A 13,345-nucleotide genomic window follows, 5' to 3' on the forward strand; every position below is an offset into this window, starting at 1 on the left:
GCCGCCCGGTTTCGGGTTTGCGGCTTATCAGCAGTCGGTCAGCAGCTCATCGCCACCACCGCCGCTGGCTTTCGTGCGTCGCGGCTGGCTGAAACTTTCGGTTTTATCGAGGGTGGTTTTCAGGGCGGAAAATGCCTGGCTGGTTTCTTCAACCTTGCCGGTCAGTTCCTGTTTGAAGGTGGCAAGTGCGGTTTCCATATCGGAAATACGCCTATCCTGCGCAGTGAGGTTGGTCTGCACATGCTCGCTGACGGCGGTCACCGCTTCATGCACATCATTCATGCGCGCATCGTCGCTGACCTGTTTACGGCTGAAAATGGCTTTCACCTTGTCAGTCAGGGCGGTAAATACCGTTTCCGGCTGGTCTTCAAACTCAAGCTCTGCAAGCGTTGCCGCTGAAATCAGGTTTTCAGGGTTAGCCTTAAAGCGGTTAAGCGGGTTGTGTTTTGCATTGCGACAGAATTCGAGGTATTCGGTGCCGAGGCTTGCCGGGTCATCGGTCACAGCCAGACCAACGAGATAGCATTTCCCGCTGTTACTGAAATTCGGCGCGATTTCCATTGAGGTATAAACCTTCTGGAGCGCCTTATTCATTGCGACTAAATCGTCGGATGGGCTGATTTTTGCGAACAGAGCCAGCTTTCCGTTAAGCGCGGAGTCATCTTCGATTTTCTCCGCTTTCAGCTCGACCACATCGCCATAGCGTTTGAACGGGCTATCAGGAAACACGCTTTTGATGTGCTCAAGATTGATGCGGCAACCGTAGACGCGCGGGTCAAACGTGTCGGCCATTTCCTGAATATCACTGGCGCTGATAATGCGCCCGTCGCAGGTATCACCCTCGACGCCGATGCGAAAGAATTTTGAGACTTTTTTTGCCATTGTCAGGAGTCCTGAAGTTAGGGTTACTGGTCAACGCCAGTTTCCAGACTCAGAGCACACCAGACCACCGATGACGGCTGGACAATCCCCCACACAACAGCACCTTAGCGAATCACTGACGGCCATTAAGTAGCCTTGCCCTGAATCCACTACGGCGAGGCATCAATGACCATTTCCACCGATACAACCTTGTTGCATGACCCGCGACGACAGGCATCGCTGCTTTACTGGCAGGGGTTTTCCGTGCCACAGATTGCCGAAATGCTGCAGGTCAAGCGCCCGACCGTGCAGAGCTGGAAGCAGCGCGACGGCTGGGACGGCATCGCGCCGATTTCCCGCGTTGAAAGCAGCCTTGAGGCCAGGCTGATTCAGCTCATCGCCAAGCCGCAAAAGACAGGCGGCGATTTCAAAGAGATTGACCTGCTCGGACGGCAGATTGAACGGCTGGCGCGCGTCAACCGCTATAGCCAGACCGGCAACGAGGCCGACCTTAACCCCAACGTCGCCAACCGCAACAAAGGGGAGCGCAAAAAGCCGAAAAAGAATTTTTTCAGCGACGAGGCTATCGAGAAACTGGAGGAGCTATTTTTCGACCAGTCTTTCGAGTACCAGTTGCAGTGGTACCGCGCAGGACTGGCGCACCGTATTCGCGACATTCTCAAATCCCGCCAGATTGGCGCGACGTTCTATTTCTCCCGCGAGGCACTGCTGCGCGCGCTCAAGACCGGCCATAACCAGATATTTTTATCAGCCAGTAAAACGCAGGCTTACGTGTTCCGCGAATACATCATCCAGTTTGCGCGACTGGTCGACGTTGACCTGACCGGCGACCCGATTGTCATCGGTAACAACGGCGCAAAACTGATTTTTCTCGGTACCAATTCCAACACCGCGCAGAGCCATAACGGCGACCTGTATGTCGATGAAATATTCTGGATCCCGAACTTTCAGAAACTGCGCAAAGTCGCCTCGGGCATGGCATCGCAGAAGCACCTGCGCTCAACCTACTTTTCGACGCCCTCAACGCTGGCGCACGGGGCTTACCCCTTCTGGTCGGGTGAGCTGTTCAACAAGGGGCGCGCCAGTGCCGCTGACCACATCGAAATCGACATCAGTCACCGCGCACTCGCCGGTGGTCAGCTCTGCGATGATGGCCAGTGGCGGCAGATTGTCACCATTGAGGACGCCCTTGCCGGGGGCTGCACCCTGTTCGACCTCGACCAGCTCAAACGCGAAAACAGTGATGATGATTTTAAAAACCTGTTTATGTGCGAGTTTGTCGACGATAAGGCATCGGTATTCCCGTTCGAGGAGCTGCAGCGCTGCATGGTCGATGTGATGGAAGAATGGGAGGATTTTGCCCCGTTCGCCGACCATCCTTTCGGCTCTCGCCCGGTCTGGATTGGCTACGACCCGTCGCACACTGGCGACAGTGCCGGGTGCGTCGTGCTCGCGCCGCCGGTGGTCTCGGGTGGCAAGTTCCGCATGCTTGAGCGCCACCAGTGGAAGGGTATGGACTTTGCCGCACAGGCAGAGGGCATCCGCAAGCTGACCGAGAAATACAACGTCGAATACATCGGCATTGATGCAACCGGCCTCGGTCTCGGCGTGTTCCAGTTGGTGCGCTCATTCTACCCGGCGGCACGCGGCATCCGTTACACACCTGAAATGAAAACCGCGATGGTACTCAAGGCGAAAGACACCATTCGCCGTGGCTGTCTGGAGTACGACGCCGGGGCAACCGATGTCACGCAGTCGTTTATGTCGATTCGCAAAACCATGACCAGCAGCGGGCGAAGCGCCACCTACGAGGCCAGTCGTACCGAGGAAGCCAGTCACGCCGATATCGCATGGGCGACCATGCACGCCCTGTTAAACGAACCGCTTTCTGCCGGTAGCGGCATGCAGCCTAAATCTATTCTGGAGTTCAACTAATGGGTAAGCAAAAATCCCGCAAAGCCGCCGCGCAGAAAACACGCGCCCCACAGCAACTGAAAGCCAGCGCACCGCAAAAAATGGAAGCGTTCACCTTCGGTGAGCCAGTGCCGGTGCTCGACAAGCGCGATATTCTGGATTACGTCGAGTGCATCAGTAACGGCAAATGGTACGAGCCGCCGGTCAGCTTTTCCGGGCTGGCAAAGAGCCTGCGCTCTGCTGTACATCACAGCTCACCGATTTACGTTAAACGCAACGTACTCGCGAGCACCTACATTCCACACCCGCTGCTGTCCCGTCAGGATTTCAGCCGTTTTGCGCTCGACTATCTGGTCTTCGGCAACGCCTTTCTTGAGCAGCGCCACAGCGTCACCGGCCAGTTAATCAAGCTACTGACCTCACCGGCCAAATACACCCGTCGTGGGGTTGATGATTCGATTTTCTGGTTTGTGGAAAACTTCACTCTGCCGCATGAATTCGCGCCTGACACCGTATTTCACCTGCTGGAGCCTGACATTAATCAGGAGATTTACGGCCTGCCGGAATATCTCAGCGCGCTTAATTCTGCCTGGCTGAATGAATCCGCAACGCTGTTTCGCCGCAAGTATTACCAGAACGGCGCGCACGCGGGTTACATCATGTATGTGACTGACCCTGCGCAGAGCGCGACCGACGTCGAATCGCTACGCGAGGCGATGCGTAACTCGAAAGGGCTCGGCAACTTTAAGAACCTGTTTTTCTACGCCCCCGGCGGAAAACCGGACGGCATCAAAATCGTGCCACTGAGCGAGGTCGCCACAAAGGATGACTTTTTCAACATCAAGAAAGCCAGTGCCGCCGACCTGATGGATGCGCACCGCGTACCGTTCCAGCTAATGGGCGGCAAGCCCGAGAATATCGGCTCACTCGGTGACGTTGAGAAGGTGGCAAAGGTATTTGTGCGCAATGAGCTGTCGCCGCTACAGGACAGGTTCAGGGAGGTAAACGACTGGCTCGGCATGGAGGTCATCAGGTTCAAAGAGTACACCCTCGACAACCCGGAATAACCCCCTCAAGCCGCCAGCATGGCGGCTTTTTCATACCCCGCCACCATCACGCCTCAGACGCGCCACACGCGCACGAACACACACGACCACCAACGAAGCAACAGCAACCACGATAGCGCCATTACGAGGCGCTCAGACGATAATTTTTATTATTCCGCACCACCTCTGGCGCGCAATGCTTTCCCCGCCACGCCTGCCCGCTTTATGGGTCGGTTTTAATGCAGTTGCATGACCACTCTGGATCCGCGCCAGCTCTGGCGGCGCACTACCAGAACGGGCAAGCCTGACGCATGCAAAACCATGCACCTGTTGCATGCACAGCTTATTTATTGATAAATCACCTTAAATTTACAAAAATCACGAACATTGGCAATTTCCAAACATGATAGCCTCTCCATAACTATCGAGCCTATTTTTGAACGGAGAAAGATATGCAAGGTGAAGTTAACGAACAGCAGCCCGATGAGATTGGATCTGAGTTTGGATACTATCCAGTAGAAGTTAACATTGAGACTGAAAATTTTTCTTTACTTACTTTACCCGGCCTCGCTGAGAAAGTAGAGCGCGTTAACAATGACAAAAATGTTGTTAATGGCTGGATATACCCAGGAAACCAAGAGATATATAACTTTAATGGCGGCATATCCATAATGCCTTATAGTTGCCGAGTATTCGGATTGCCAAAAACGCACATACTAAAATTAAAAAATACATCCTCGCTAGAAACTCTCAACTTTGTTGTGTGGTGCCTGTCTTTTTTCAGGGGGATGAGATTAACAACCACCGATGCTGGTTTTTTAGATGCAACCCCCATCAAGCCTGCTAAGTTAACAGACTTTATTCTCGGCAGATGCTCTGAAAAAGCAATCATAGAATTGGCCCTCAATTACATATCTAGCGAGCAAAAAACTGAGAAATCACCAATAAAAATAGCGGCAGTGGTGCACGCACTATTTTTATCTCACAACCCACAATACCTTTCATTTGAAAAGTTCCAGTATCTTTACATGGCATTGGATGGTTGTTTTGCTTTAGCGTGGGCAGAAAAAAACAAGTGCCCTGAAAAAACGTTAAATCACTCCAGGCGGTTAAAATGGCTGTGCGAAACCTATGGCATACCACGGCCTTCATGGGTAACAGGCAAAAAAAATATTACAACCATCCGCAATGATAATTTTCATGAGGCTATTTTCTATGGTCAACCGCTTGGTTTCTCCAGTGTTAATGGCGGTCAATATGGTGATGATATATTACGAGAAATGCAGGCTCTGGTATGTCGCTTACTAGCAGCATTACTCTCTGTAAATGATTGTACATATATCAAATCTAAGGTCGACTCGGTTGAGTACCATTCATTAAAACTAAATTAACACTAACGCCTCGCGTAGCTCGTTGTTCAACCCCGCCAGCACTGAAAGCGAGTTTCATCGCTGGCGACGTTTGCTATGGACGACGTGGTGGAGGTGCGTATTGTATCGGCCTGCTGATATTATCCAGTTTGCCGTAGTTATCCCTGACTATTTCTGCACACCCAACCAGTTCTGCTGGCGTCAGGTTCTCATTGACCATTATCGTCTGCAGACGATGAACGATTGCCATCAGTTTTATGCTTTTAGTTTTGTGCTGCGGAATTTCTCCCGGTAGTCGATGCATAATATCGCCCTCAATGAATTTTATTTAGTGTCGTCAAAGCGCCACTATAAAACCCGCTAAGGTAACGTCCCATTCATCACTAGTGTGTAACCAATAACACATCTGGAAATTTTGAAAGGCAGGACAAACGCCTCGCGGTAGTCGTTTTTCAACACCGGCGGCGTTTGTCACTGTATTACTTAATTTTCGAGTATTGAATCAACCTCACCCGTTCGAACATCGACGCGCGCTGCTACGGTCTGTTTAACCACTCCACCATAAGCATTAGTTCCGCGAAACGTTGTTTTGACAACGGCATGCGGGTCTTTATTCAAAATAAGATGGTAAACCGTTGAAACATGTTTATAAGAGGAATCATCATTCATGCTGGCTTTTATCAGCTTCTCTAACGGACGATAAGAGCCATCCCAACCGCTAAAATTTCCCTGAAATACATCAAGGTTGATTTTATTATTTAGAGATTGTGGATCCTTCTCAAAGTCGTTGAAACACCACCCCAACACCTCACCGAGCTTTAACGCATCATCTTTAGTAAAAGTGTACTCACTCATACAGGCATAAAAAACATCTGCAGAGCTGGCCGGTACACCTTTGAAGCCAACATAGTCTTTAACGATTTCGTGCCGGGTTTCTTTTGGCTCGTTGCGATATTCTTTGAGGGTTTTATCTGCGTACTCAAACGTTGGCGTAGCCGGTTCCGCTTTAACCGTCGGTACATCATTTTTCGCTACAGGCTGACCCTTTTCAGTCGGCCATAATATTGAGCCAATAACGCCCAGCGCCAGACAGCCGCCGAGATAAACCGCACTTGAGCGCTTTCGATTTGGCATCCTAACCAGCGACGGCTTGATAAGACCAATGATAAAAGCAATAAAAAGAGCCAGAGATAAAAATGCTATTACGGTATCCATGATTTTCCTTTATCTAATCCCATAAAAAACAACCCCATGCTACCAAACATGAGGTTGATATTGGCGCTTTTTTGAAGAGCTACCGCCAGCTCTCATCTTCCCAAACTTCCTGAAGAATAGCGTCCAGCGCTTCGCGGTCTGAATCTTTATCGAACCCCATCAGTTCGACACCAGTCATGGATCCCTTTTTGACCGTAACTCGCGTCGATGGAAAAACAGACTGTATTCGCCTAGATAATTCACTCTGAAAAGCATCAATCACCGGCTGACCGACTATTTGGTCTTTATCTAATGTGATATTTACCCTCACCTTGCTCTCCCTCGCAAAAGTTTCATCAACTGGCGGCGCGGAAAAAACAACAGAAAAATTATTGTTTTTCATTAAGTTGCCTCTTGCTATCTCCGCAATTAAATTCAATGCGATTTCACGGTCTCTTTCCTGACAAGTCCCTTCAGCCGTCAGACGCGCAATCATTTCGACCCGCTCAATCATAACGTGCTCACTTAACTCTCTATCCACACAACCTCCATAACGAGATACTGTATAAACATACAGTAGCACGTATTGATAAAAAATGTGAAGAAAAAAAAGCAGTAAATACACTGTATGTACATGATATGGATGAATATTAACGGTTATGCTTTCGTTGCCAGTTCAGCTAAAGCCGCAACACGATTGAGGATTTCTGTAGCTTTGGTCTGATGCTCCTTAGCTTTAGCCTGATGTGATGGCGCTGCGGTAAATATTTCTCCTGTGGCCGTTCCTCGCAACCATTTACCATCAAAGCAACTTTTGCCACCTGCAATCAGGTGCAAGGCTTCGCCCCGGCTAATAGTGATGCCGGTTGTCAGATGTATTTCGTCGATAGTTTTCGCTATAGCTGCATTTTGCTCATCCGTTCCGTGGATGAATTTTCGCCGCATTGCTGGTTTTGGCTTCCTGAGCCGGTTTGTCAGTTCTCGTCTTTCACGTCGGCTCAGTGGTTTTGATAAATCGAGTTTCGGTGGATCGCTTTCGCTTCCCGTACAGTTATTGACAGAACTCCGAGAGGGCGCAGAAGCGCCCTTAACGTCAACGGCCAAATCAACGGCACGTTTTGGAACAATCTTCCACTGAGTGAGCCGGGTTAGAATAGGAGAGCCAGCACCAATCGAGGCATCGTAGACACCTTTGATACACACAGTTTCTTCGCCATACTGATTAAATTCAGTTCGAGGCTCATACAATGTACGTACCTGTAAATCGTCACGGCGAACGAATGGTCCGCCTTGAGCATTCACATAATCAGCCCAGCGGCCATAGTGGGCTGCATCATGCACTGCGGCGAACTCAACACTAAGCGCCCTGGCTGTTTCAGGGTCAGCCATTCTGCGTAGTTCCCTGTATACCGTCACCGGCGCACCGCCAATAAACTGAAACTGACGGATGTGCCAGCGCGCCGCCCATGCAGAAACAGCTGGAGCAGACTCTTTTAATAACTCACCACTTTCATCGTCGGTTTCGCCATCGAGAGCATAGCCGTCGATATTTTTGGAAATGTATTTAGCTACATATCCGGTAGCGCTGCCCTTTTCCGGGTCAATGGCTTCGGCATGAAAACGCGCCTTTTTGGCTTTGTCGCTTCTCAGTTCGTGGCGGTCTTCCTCCCACGCATAATCACGGATGATGAGGCGCACACGCTCGACGTCTTCCGGCAACATGAACATAAGCATGTGCCAATGCGGCGTTCCGTCGTGATGAGGCTCGGCAACACGTATGCCAAAAATGCGGATTTCTTCCCGGTGTAGCTTGGCGCGAATACGCGCCCAAAGACCCGTGAGATAGCTCTGCGTGTCTGACGGGCTTGCTCCGTTCCATTTGCTGTTACGGTAGCCCGCTTTGGTGGTAGCGTGATATTTAGACGGTGCAGTCAGAGTATAAAACTCCCCGACATAACCGAGCTCATTACAGATATTTTCAAACCCACGTATACGAGCCATCAGCTCGCAGCGACGTATTGCTGGATTAGCGACCGAGCCGTCGAATTTTTCAATCAGGCTGATGCGATTACCGTATTCGTCTTCGAGATCCAGTCCTTTAAGAAATTCGCGCGTGCGGCGCTTCTGCTCGCGCCAGTCAGTCACGCAGTTTTTACTCGCGTAGGCGTGTTTTTTCTTACTGACGTTGCCAACAGCAATTTGTAGATGTTCGCGCCATGCAGACGCAATGCGACGTAAACGACCACGCCACCAAATCTCATTAAACATACGCATCACTGCCGGTGCGATTTCATCCTCGCCAAAATATTTTTTAGTCACACGCTCCCATTTCGGCGGTGTAACGTTGAATTGCAGGGAAATAAAACCGGCGCGCATGTACCAGGTGTACAGCGTTTTGAGTTCGCTAAATCCGGTGTCATCAATATCAGCCAGTTCAGCACGAATGAAATTAGCGATATCAGCGGCCAGCAGGTCAATATCGGCGCGCGACATATCCGGGAGGCGGTTAAATCTGGCGACCATATTGACCATGCGTGACGCCAAATATTGCATAAGCTGGGTATCAAAATGACCATCGAAAACAGCACCTGATACATTGCTGTTAATACCCGCGCACTCGTATTTTTTTGCGACCAGTTCAAGACGCGGCAATGCCTTTTTGCAGAAGCTGATTAAAAAGGCATTGGCTCGTTGACTGCCCTGATTTTGCTCCAGCACCGCTGCGGTACGATAAACATCAAAGCGCACACACTCTGGCTGGAGAGAAAGCACCTTTCTCGCATGCAGCAAAGCCGCGAACATACGGTCGCGGCGATGCTGTTGGTCATAGGTAAGATATGGGCTGGCTATTGCCGACCGTGGAGCATTCCACGGGTAAGCGTAAGAAATCCCCACGTTCACCCCTTCACGGAAGCTGACTGGTCATTAATAGGCTCAATAGACAACATCACCCAATTGCTGCAATCACTTACTAACTTGCTAACTTCTAATATGTGAGTAATTCTCACAATAAATTGATTGCCGGTGTATTCACCTTCCCATTCACGCAACATCAAGAAGTCACCACACTTAAATTCGCGGTCATTGATTCTGAATTCGGCTTTTTTATTGCCTGATAAAACCTCAGAAAAAAACATCGGTCCTATTTTTAGTTCGTGAACAGTGCCCATTTACACCCCTACCCTGTAGTGCTGAGATTTGAGCTCGTCGATTTGCTGGCAGGTCACGCACAAAGACACGCCCGGAATCGCAATGCGGCGAGCTTCTGGGATTGGTGCGTCACATTTTTCGCAGAAAAAACGGGAAGGCGCAGCGATACGGCTGCGCGCTTTGTTGATGTAGCGCTCGCGGTCTTCCTGCTCACGCTGCTGGGCTAAATCAATTGTGTCGGCCATTAGTGCAGCTCCTGTGATTCGTTCTCAAAGCGAGTGGCTTCGCGCCGCAAAAGTTCGGCCGCTTCTTTGCCGGTCATATTTGAATTGGTAATGTGAACGGCCAGAGCTTCGAGACGGATTGAAACGGCGAGAGCGCGGTCTTTGCGCTCTTCTTTTTTTGCTTCTTTAAACAAAGACTCCAGAGCGTGCTCGCCAGCACTACTCGGCGTTGATAAATAAATAGTTCGACTCATATATCCTCCTGATTTTTGGCAAAAGAATGCCCGGCGGGTTTACGCCAAGTAATTACGTTTAATTAATTAACTATATCCAAATACAACAGCAGGTTTATTTTTTAACTGCTTGATAATTTCAGCTTTTAATCCATCCTTAAATTCTTTGCAGCACTCCCACTCAGGGTCAACACGAAGTATCGCGCCATCGCGGGTTTTAATTTCAAAACCTTCCTCCATATTTGGAATCATGGCACCTAAAACAATTCTTAATTCATCGCGTGACATGTTTCACTCCTTTAATTACAAAGTGGACAATACGAATAATTAAAAAACCTGACGATTTCGGCGACTTTGTTTTCAGCCCTTTTAATAATTCGGACTGTGAGTGGCACGGGTGCCAGCGCTTGCCGTCCTTACCTGAGATCCAGCCGTGGCCGTAGTGCATGCCTGGGCTTTGCTTAACGAGCAGAGACGCGAATGACGGTTCAGTTTTCAGCATACGCACCTCAAATCAGACCAAACGATGCGCCAATACCGCTCATGGTATCGACCACACTCGACATAGCGGGATTAGTCTGCAGACGTGCATGCAGCGCCAGAGCCGACAATGACAACATGCGAATGCCGGAGTTAACGCTTTCAATCATGTTGTGCTTACGGGCAGTGGTCAGTCGTTCATCAGATACCGCACCGCTCGCCAGTTCACCGAGTTCACTCATTGCGCGCATGACATAAGACTGCAATTTGTCTTTAGCCAGCTCATTAACTGGCACGCATGGCAGACAATGAATCTGCGCCAGAAAACCATCAACGAGGGTTGAGTCTTCGGTCAGGTCTGTCAGCGTCCATATCTCGCGGGGAGTTAACTGGTGCGGCTGTTCAGGGTTTAGCTTGTTATAAAGCGTATGAGGCTTGATGCCAGCCTTTACCGCTAGCTCTTTAACGTTGTGAGAGGCTGCAAATTTACTGCAAGCGTCATCAAAGTGTGTATGTGACGAAACGCGAAAATCTAACATGCTGCATCCTTATAATTCACATAAAGTGAATCAAGAACCAATAACGAGTTGAAAGCGGGAATGTCCCAGCGACTTGCGCAACTGCTCTTCTTTCCAGCGCGCGTAGTAAATGCGAACCATGCCGCTTGCACGTTTACGACCTGGCTTAATGACTCGCGGCTCGATTGGTATGCAAGGGTTGTCGCCAGTAGTCCAGCGACGAACTGTAGCGATAGAGACCCGCTCTAAAGCGGCAAACTCATGAGGAGAAACAATCTCACTTGGAATTTTCACAATTGTAATTTCAGAAGCCATATTGCATCATTCCCTGTTTATCAATAATTATCATTGATGCTCTTCGATTGTCAGCGATTATCATCAATGCATTACGGTTAAGCCGCATGTTAATGCGCAAAAGCCGCAACGGTCAATACTCGGATGCGAATTTTATGGAAATTAATTCAGAAATTAGTAACGAACACGTCTTAGATAGGATTTGTGAAATCTACGGATTTGCTCAAAAAATCCAGCTTGCACGGCACTTCAATATTGCGGCCAGTTCCCTGCAAAACCGCTACACACGAGGGGCTATCTCCTATGACTTCATAGTTCATTGCTCTCTGGAAACAGGTGCAAATGTAGAATGGTTGCTTACAGGTAAAGGGGAAAAGCTATCAGGCAGTAACCTCAAGGCACCTGTTGAATCTGATGAGTTAACAGTCAAATCATTCACATTAAGTGAAGGTCGATTGATTGACGGTACAGATTTGAGGATATCTAAGTCCCTCTTTAATCGACCGCTTAACAACCCACAATGCATACTGTCGGACAATGCGGCTCACTTTATTGAGACTGATGCCTTGCTGTCAGATGGTTCATGGCTTGTAGATATTGAGGGCGCAAAAAGCATTCGTGAGTTAACGATTTTACCAGGTAGAAAACTACACGTTGCCGGAGGGAAAGTCCCTTTTGAATGCTTGGTTGATGACATTCAAACATTAGGCCGCGTGGTGGGTGTATATAGTGAGGTGAGTTAATGACTGTCCGTAAAAATCCGGACGGAGGCTGGATTTGCGAGCTCTATCCAAACGGAGCAAAAGGCAAACGAATCAGAAAGAAATTCGCAACTAAAGGCGAGGCGCTGGCATTTGAGCAGTACACCGTACAAAACCCCTGGCAGGAAGAAAAGGAAGATCGACGCACATTAAAAGAACTGGTTGACGCATGGTACAGCGCTCACGGTATTACTCTGAAAGACGGGCTAAAACGTCAGTTAGCTATGCATCATGCCTTTGAGTGCATGGGCGAACCGCTCGCACGCGATTTCGATGCGCAGATGTTTTCTCGCTACCGGGAAAAGCGGCTAAAGGGTGAGCATGCCCGTTCAAATAGGGTTAAAGAGGTTTCCCCTCGCACGCTTAATCTTGAACTCGCCTACTTCCGCGCAGTGTTTAATGAGTTAAATCGTCTTGGAGAATGGAAGGGTGAAAATCCGCTAAAGAATATGCGCCCTTTCCGCACAGAAGAAATGGAAATGGCTTGGTTAACTCACGACCAGATTGCGCAACTGCTCGGAGAATGCAAACGGCATGACCACCCTGATTTAGAAACCGTGGTAAAAATATGTCTCGCAACTGGCGCTCGATGGTCTGAGGCTGAGAGCCTGAGAAAAAGCCAGCTTGCGAAATACAAAATCACATACACCAACACGAAAGGCAGAAAAAATCGCACCGTTCCAATTAGCAAAGAACTTTACGATTCTCTGCCTAATGATAAAAAAGGTCGGTTATTTAGCGATTGTTATGGCGCATTCCGGTCTGCACTGGAAAGAACATGCATCGAACTTCCGGCAGGGCAACTGACCCACGTTTTGCGCCACACCTTCGCCAGCCACTTTATGATGAATGGTGGCAATATTCTGGTCTTGCAGCGAGTGCTCGGCCATACCGACATCAAAATGACGATGCGATATGCGCACTTTGCTCCTGACCATTTAGAGGATGCCGTTAAGCTCAACCCTCTGGCGGTGAGTGGCGATAAAGTGGCGGTAGAAATGAGTAATGATGATAATCATAGATAATTTTTGATAATCTAATTAACTGTTTTTAAACGCAAAGTATTGATTTTCGGTTGTTCCTGTAGGAACTCATAATCGCTTGGTCGCTGGTTCAAGTCCAGCAGGGGCCACCAAATATCAAGGACTTGCGAGAAATCGCAGGTCCTTTTTTTATGGGTATTCCGTAGAAATTGGCATGTAGCAAAAAAGAGTTTGCCCTGGAACAAATCAATACTTGCTTGCATCAATATGTTGAATGAGTACACAGAAGAACATGG

General features: G+C 49.1%; 17 protein-coding genes. 5 read left to right on the plus strand and 12 right to left on the minus strand.

Going from position 1 to position 13,345, the window contains the following annotated elements; translation table 11 throughout:
* Positions 1-27 precede the first annotated feature (27 nt).
* Complete coding sequence (locus OGY67_RS11350) at positions 28-882, minus strand: GPO family capsid scaffolding protein (protein ID WP_286573972.1); 855 nt, start codon at positions 880-882, stop codon at positions 28-30.
* Between the two features lie 165 nt (positions 883-1,047).
* Between OGY67_RS11350 and OGY67_RS11355 the strand changes: the two genes are divergently transcribed.
* The 3 genes from OGY67_RS11355 (at position 1,048) to OGY67_RS11365 (ending at position 5,233) form a co-directional block, all read left to right on the plus strand.
* Entirely contained in the window at positions 1,048-2,817 is a 1,770-nt protein-coding gene (locus OGY67_RS11355) for a terminase ATPase subunit family protein (RefSeq protein WP_286573973.1), read from the plus strand.
* Complete coding sequence (locus tag OGY67_RS11360) at positions 2,817-3,863, plus strand: phage portal protein (protein WP_087856846.1); 1,047 nt, start codon at positions 2,817-2,819, stop codon at positions 3,861-3,863. The genes OGY67_RS11355 and OGY67_RS11360 overlap by 1 nt, the downstream gene beginning before the upstream one ends.
* A 431-nt stretch (positions 3,864-4,294) precedes the next feature.
* Entirely contained in the window at positions 4,295-5,233 is a 939-nt protein-coding gene (locus OGY67_RS11365) for a hypothetical protein (protein ID WP_001161212.1), read from the plus strand.
* Positions 5,234-5,306: 73 nt separating this feature from the next.
* On the opposite strand, the gene OGY67_RS11370 is transcribed toward OGY67_RS11365, so the two are convergent.
* The 11 genes from OGY67_RS11370 to OGY67_RS11420 form a co-directional block, all read right to left on the minus strand.
* Positions 5,307-5,516, minus strand: a complete 210-nt coding sequence (locus tag OGY67_RS11370) for a hypothetical protein (protein ID WP_024132455.1) — start codon at positions 5,514-5,516, stop codon at positions 5,307-5,309.
* A 179-nt stretch (positions 5,517-5,695) separates the two neighbouring features.
* The gene (locus tag OGY67_RS11375) at positions 5,696-6,427 is read right to left on the minus strand and encodes a hypothetical protein (RefSeq protein ID WP_286573974.1); all 732 of its coding nucleotides are present in this window, start codon (positions 6,425-6,427) and stop codon (positions 5,696-5,698) included.
* Between the two features lie 79 nt (positions 6,428-6,506).
* Positions 6,507-6,947, minus strand: coding sequence for a DinI family protein (locus OGY67_RS11380; RefSeq protein WP_000373436.1), 441 nt, complete (start codon positions 6,945-6,947; stop codon positions 6,507-6,509).
* Positions 6,948-7,063: 116 nt separating this feature from the next.
* Positions 7,064-9,208, minus strand: a complete 2,145-nt coding sequence (locus OGY67_RS11385; protein ID WP_502872216.1) for a replication endonuclease — start codon at positions 9,206-9,208, stop codon at positions 7,064-7,066.
* 95 nt (positions 9,209-9,303) lie between these two features.
* Entirely contained in the window at positions 9,304-9,576 is a 273-nt protein-coding gene (locus OGY67_RS11390; RefSeq protein ID WP_103014766.1) for a DUF3850 domain-containing protein, read from the minus strand.
* The gene (locus OGY67_RS11395) at positions 9,577-9,801 is read right to left on the minus strand and encodes a TraR/DksA family transcriptional regulator (protein WP_151217778.1); all 225 of its coding nucleotides are present in this window, start codon (positions 9,799-9,801) and stop codon (positions 9,577-9,579) included.
* Complete coding sequence (locus OGY67_RS11400) at positions 9,801-10,034, minus strand: DUF2732 family protein (protein WP_151217779.1); 234 nt, start codon at positions 10,032-10,034, stop codon at positions 9,801-9,803. The genes OGY67_RS11395 and OGY67_RS11400 overlap by 1 nt, the downstream gene beginning before the upstream one ends.
* A 66-nt stretch (positions 10,035-10,100) precedes the next feature.
* Entirely contained in the window at positions 10,101-10,301 is a 201-nt protein-coding gene (locus tag OGY67_RS11405; RefSeq protein WP_151217780.1) for a hypothetical protein, read from the minus strand.
* Positions 10,288-10,515 (minus strand): phage filamentation protein Fil family protein, encoded by a 228-nt coding sequence (locus OGY67_RS11410; protein WP_080211872.1) that lies wholly within the window; start codon positions 10,513-10,515, stop codon positions 10,288-10,290. Before OGY67_RS11410 ends, OGY67_RS11405 begins: the two co-directional genes overlap by 14 nt.
* 7 nt (positions 10,516-10,522) lie before the next feature.
* On the minus strand, positions 10,523-11,032 hold the full coding sequence (locus tag OGY67_RS11415) for a phage regulatory CII family protein (protein WP_061873355.1): 510 nt from the start codon (positions 11,030-11,032) through the stop codon (positions 10,523-10,525).
* A gap of 30 nt (positions 11,033-11,062) precedes the next feature.
* Positions 11,063-11,326 (minus strand): hypothetical protein, encoded by a 264-nt coding sequence (locus OGY67_RS11420; RefSeq protein ID WP_074011536.1) that lies wholly within the window; start codon positions 11,324-11,326, stop codon positions 11,063-11,065.
* A 92-nt stretch (positions 11,327-11,418) separates the two neighbouring features.
* Here OGY67_RS11420 and OGY67_RS11425 point away from each other — a divergent pair, with 92 nt between their 5' ends.
* Both OGY67_RS11425 and OGY67_RS11430 read left to right on the plus strand, forming a co-directional pair.
* Positions 11,419-12,048: a phage repressor protein CI gene (locus OGY67_RS11425; protein WP_151217910.1), complete on the plus strand. Its 630-nt coding sequence runs from the start codon at positions 11,419-11,421 to the stop codon at positions 12,046-12,048.
* The gene (locus OGY67_RS11430) at positions 12,048-13,091 is read left to right on the plus strand and encodes a phage integrase (RefSeq protein ID WP_057517732.1); all 1,044 of its coding nucleotides are present in this window, start codon (positions 12,048-12,050) and stop codon (positions 13,089-13,091) included. Before OGY67_RS11425 ends, OGY67_RS11430 begins: the two co-directional genes overlap by 1 nt.
* Positions 13,092-13,345: the final 254 nt, after the last annotated feature.

The organism is Citrobacter sp. Cpo015, from assembly GCF_030333035.1.
GTDB lineage: Bacteria > Pseudomonadota > Gammaproteobacteria > Enterobacterales > Enterobacteriaceae > Citrobacter > Citrobacter portucalensis.

Bases quoted from the DNA above. Each gene is read 5' to 3' on its own strand.
- OGY67_RS11430 (WP_057517732.1), top strand. From the start codon at position 12,048: ATGACTGTCCGTAAAAATCCGGACGGAGGCTGGATTTGCGAGCTCTAT.
- OGY67_RS11420 (WP_074011536.1), bottom strand. From the start codon at position 11,326: ATGGCTTCTGAAATTACAATTGTGAAAATTCCAAGTGAGATTGTTTCT.
- OGY67_RS11355 (WP_286573973.1), top strand. From the start codon at position 1,048: ATGACCATTTCCACCGATACAACCTTGTTGCATGACCCGCGACGACAG.
- OGY67_RS11395 (WP_151217778.1), bottom strand. From the start codon at position 9,801: ATGGCCGACACAATTGATTTAGCCCAGCAGCGTGAGCAGGAAGACCGC.
- OGY67_RS11365 (WP_001161212.1), top strand. From the start codon at position 4,295: ATGCAAGGTGAAGTTAACGAACAGCAGCCCGATGAGATTGGATCTGAG.
- OGY67_RS11370 (WP_024132455.1), bottom strand. From the start codon at position 5,516: ATGCATCGACTACCGGGAGAAATTCCGCAGCACAAAACTAAAAGCATA.
- OGY67_RS11405 (WP_151217780.1), bottom strand. From the start codon at position 10,301: ATGTCACGCGATGAATTAAGAATTGTTTTAGGTGCCATGATTCCAAAT.
- OGY67_RS11375 (WP_286573974.1), bottom strand. From the start codon at position 6,427: ATGGATACCGTAATAGCATTTTTATCTCTGGCTCTTTTTATTGCTTTT.
- OGY67_RS11400 (WP_151217779.1), bottom strand. From the start codon at position 10,034: ATGAGTCGAACTATTTATTTATCAACGCCGAGTAGTGCTGGCGAGCAC.
- OGY67_RS11390 (WP_103014766.1), bottom strand. From the start codon at position 9,576: ATGGGCACTGTTCACGAACTAAAAATAGGACCGATGTTTTTTTCTGAG.
- OGY67_RS11360 (WP_087856846.1), top strand. From the start codon at position 2,817: ATGGGTAAGCAAAAATCCCGCAAAGCCGCCGCGCAGAAAACACGCGCC.
- OGY67_RS11350 (WP_286573972.1), bottom strand. From the start codon at position 882: ATGGCAAAAAAAGTCTCAAAATTCTTTCGCATCGGCGTCGAGGGTGAT.
- OGY67_RS11415 (WP_061873355.1), bottom strand. From the start codon at position 11,032: ATGTTAGATTTTCGCGTTTCGTCACATACACACTTTGATGACGCTTGC.
- OGY67_RS11425 (WP_151217910.1), top strand. From the start codon at position 11,419: ATGCGCAAAAGCCGCAACGGTCAATACTCGGATGCGAATTTTATGGAA.
- OGY67_RS11410 (WP_080211872.1), bottom strand. From the start codon at position 10,515: ATGCTGAAAACTGAACCGTCATTCGCGTCTCTGCTCGTTAAGCAAAGC.
- OGY67_RS11385 (WP_502872216.1), bottom strand. From the start codon at position 9,208: ATGTTCGCGGCTTTGCTGCATGCGAGAAAGGTGCTTTCTCTCCAGCCA.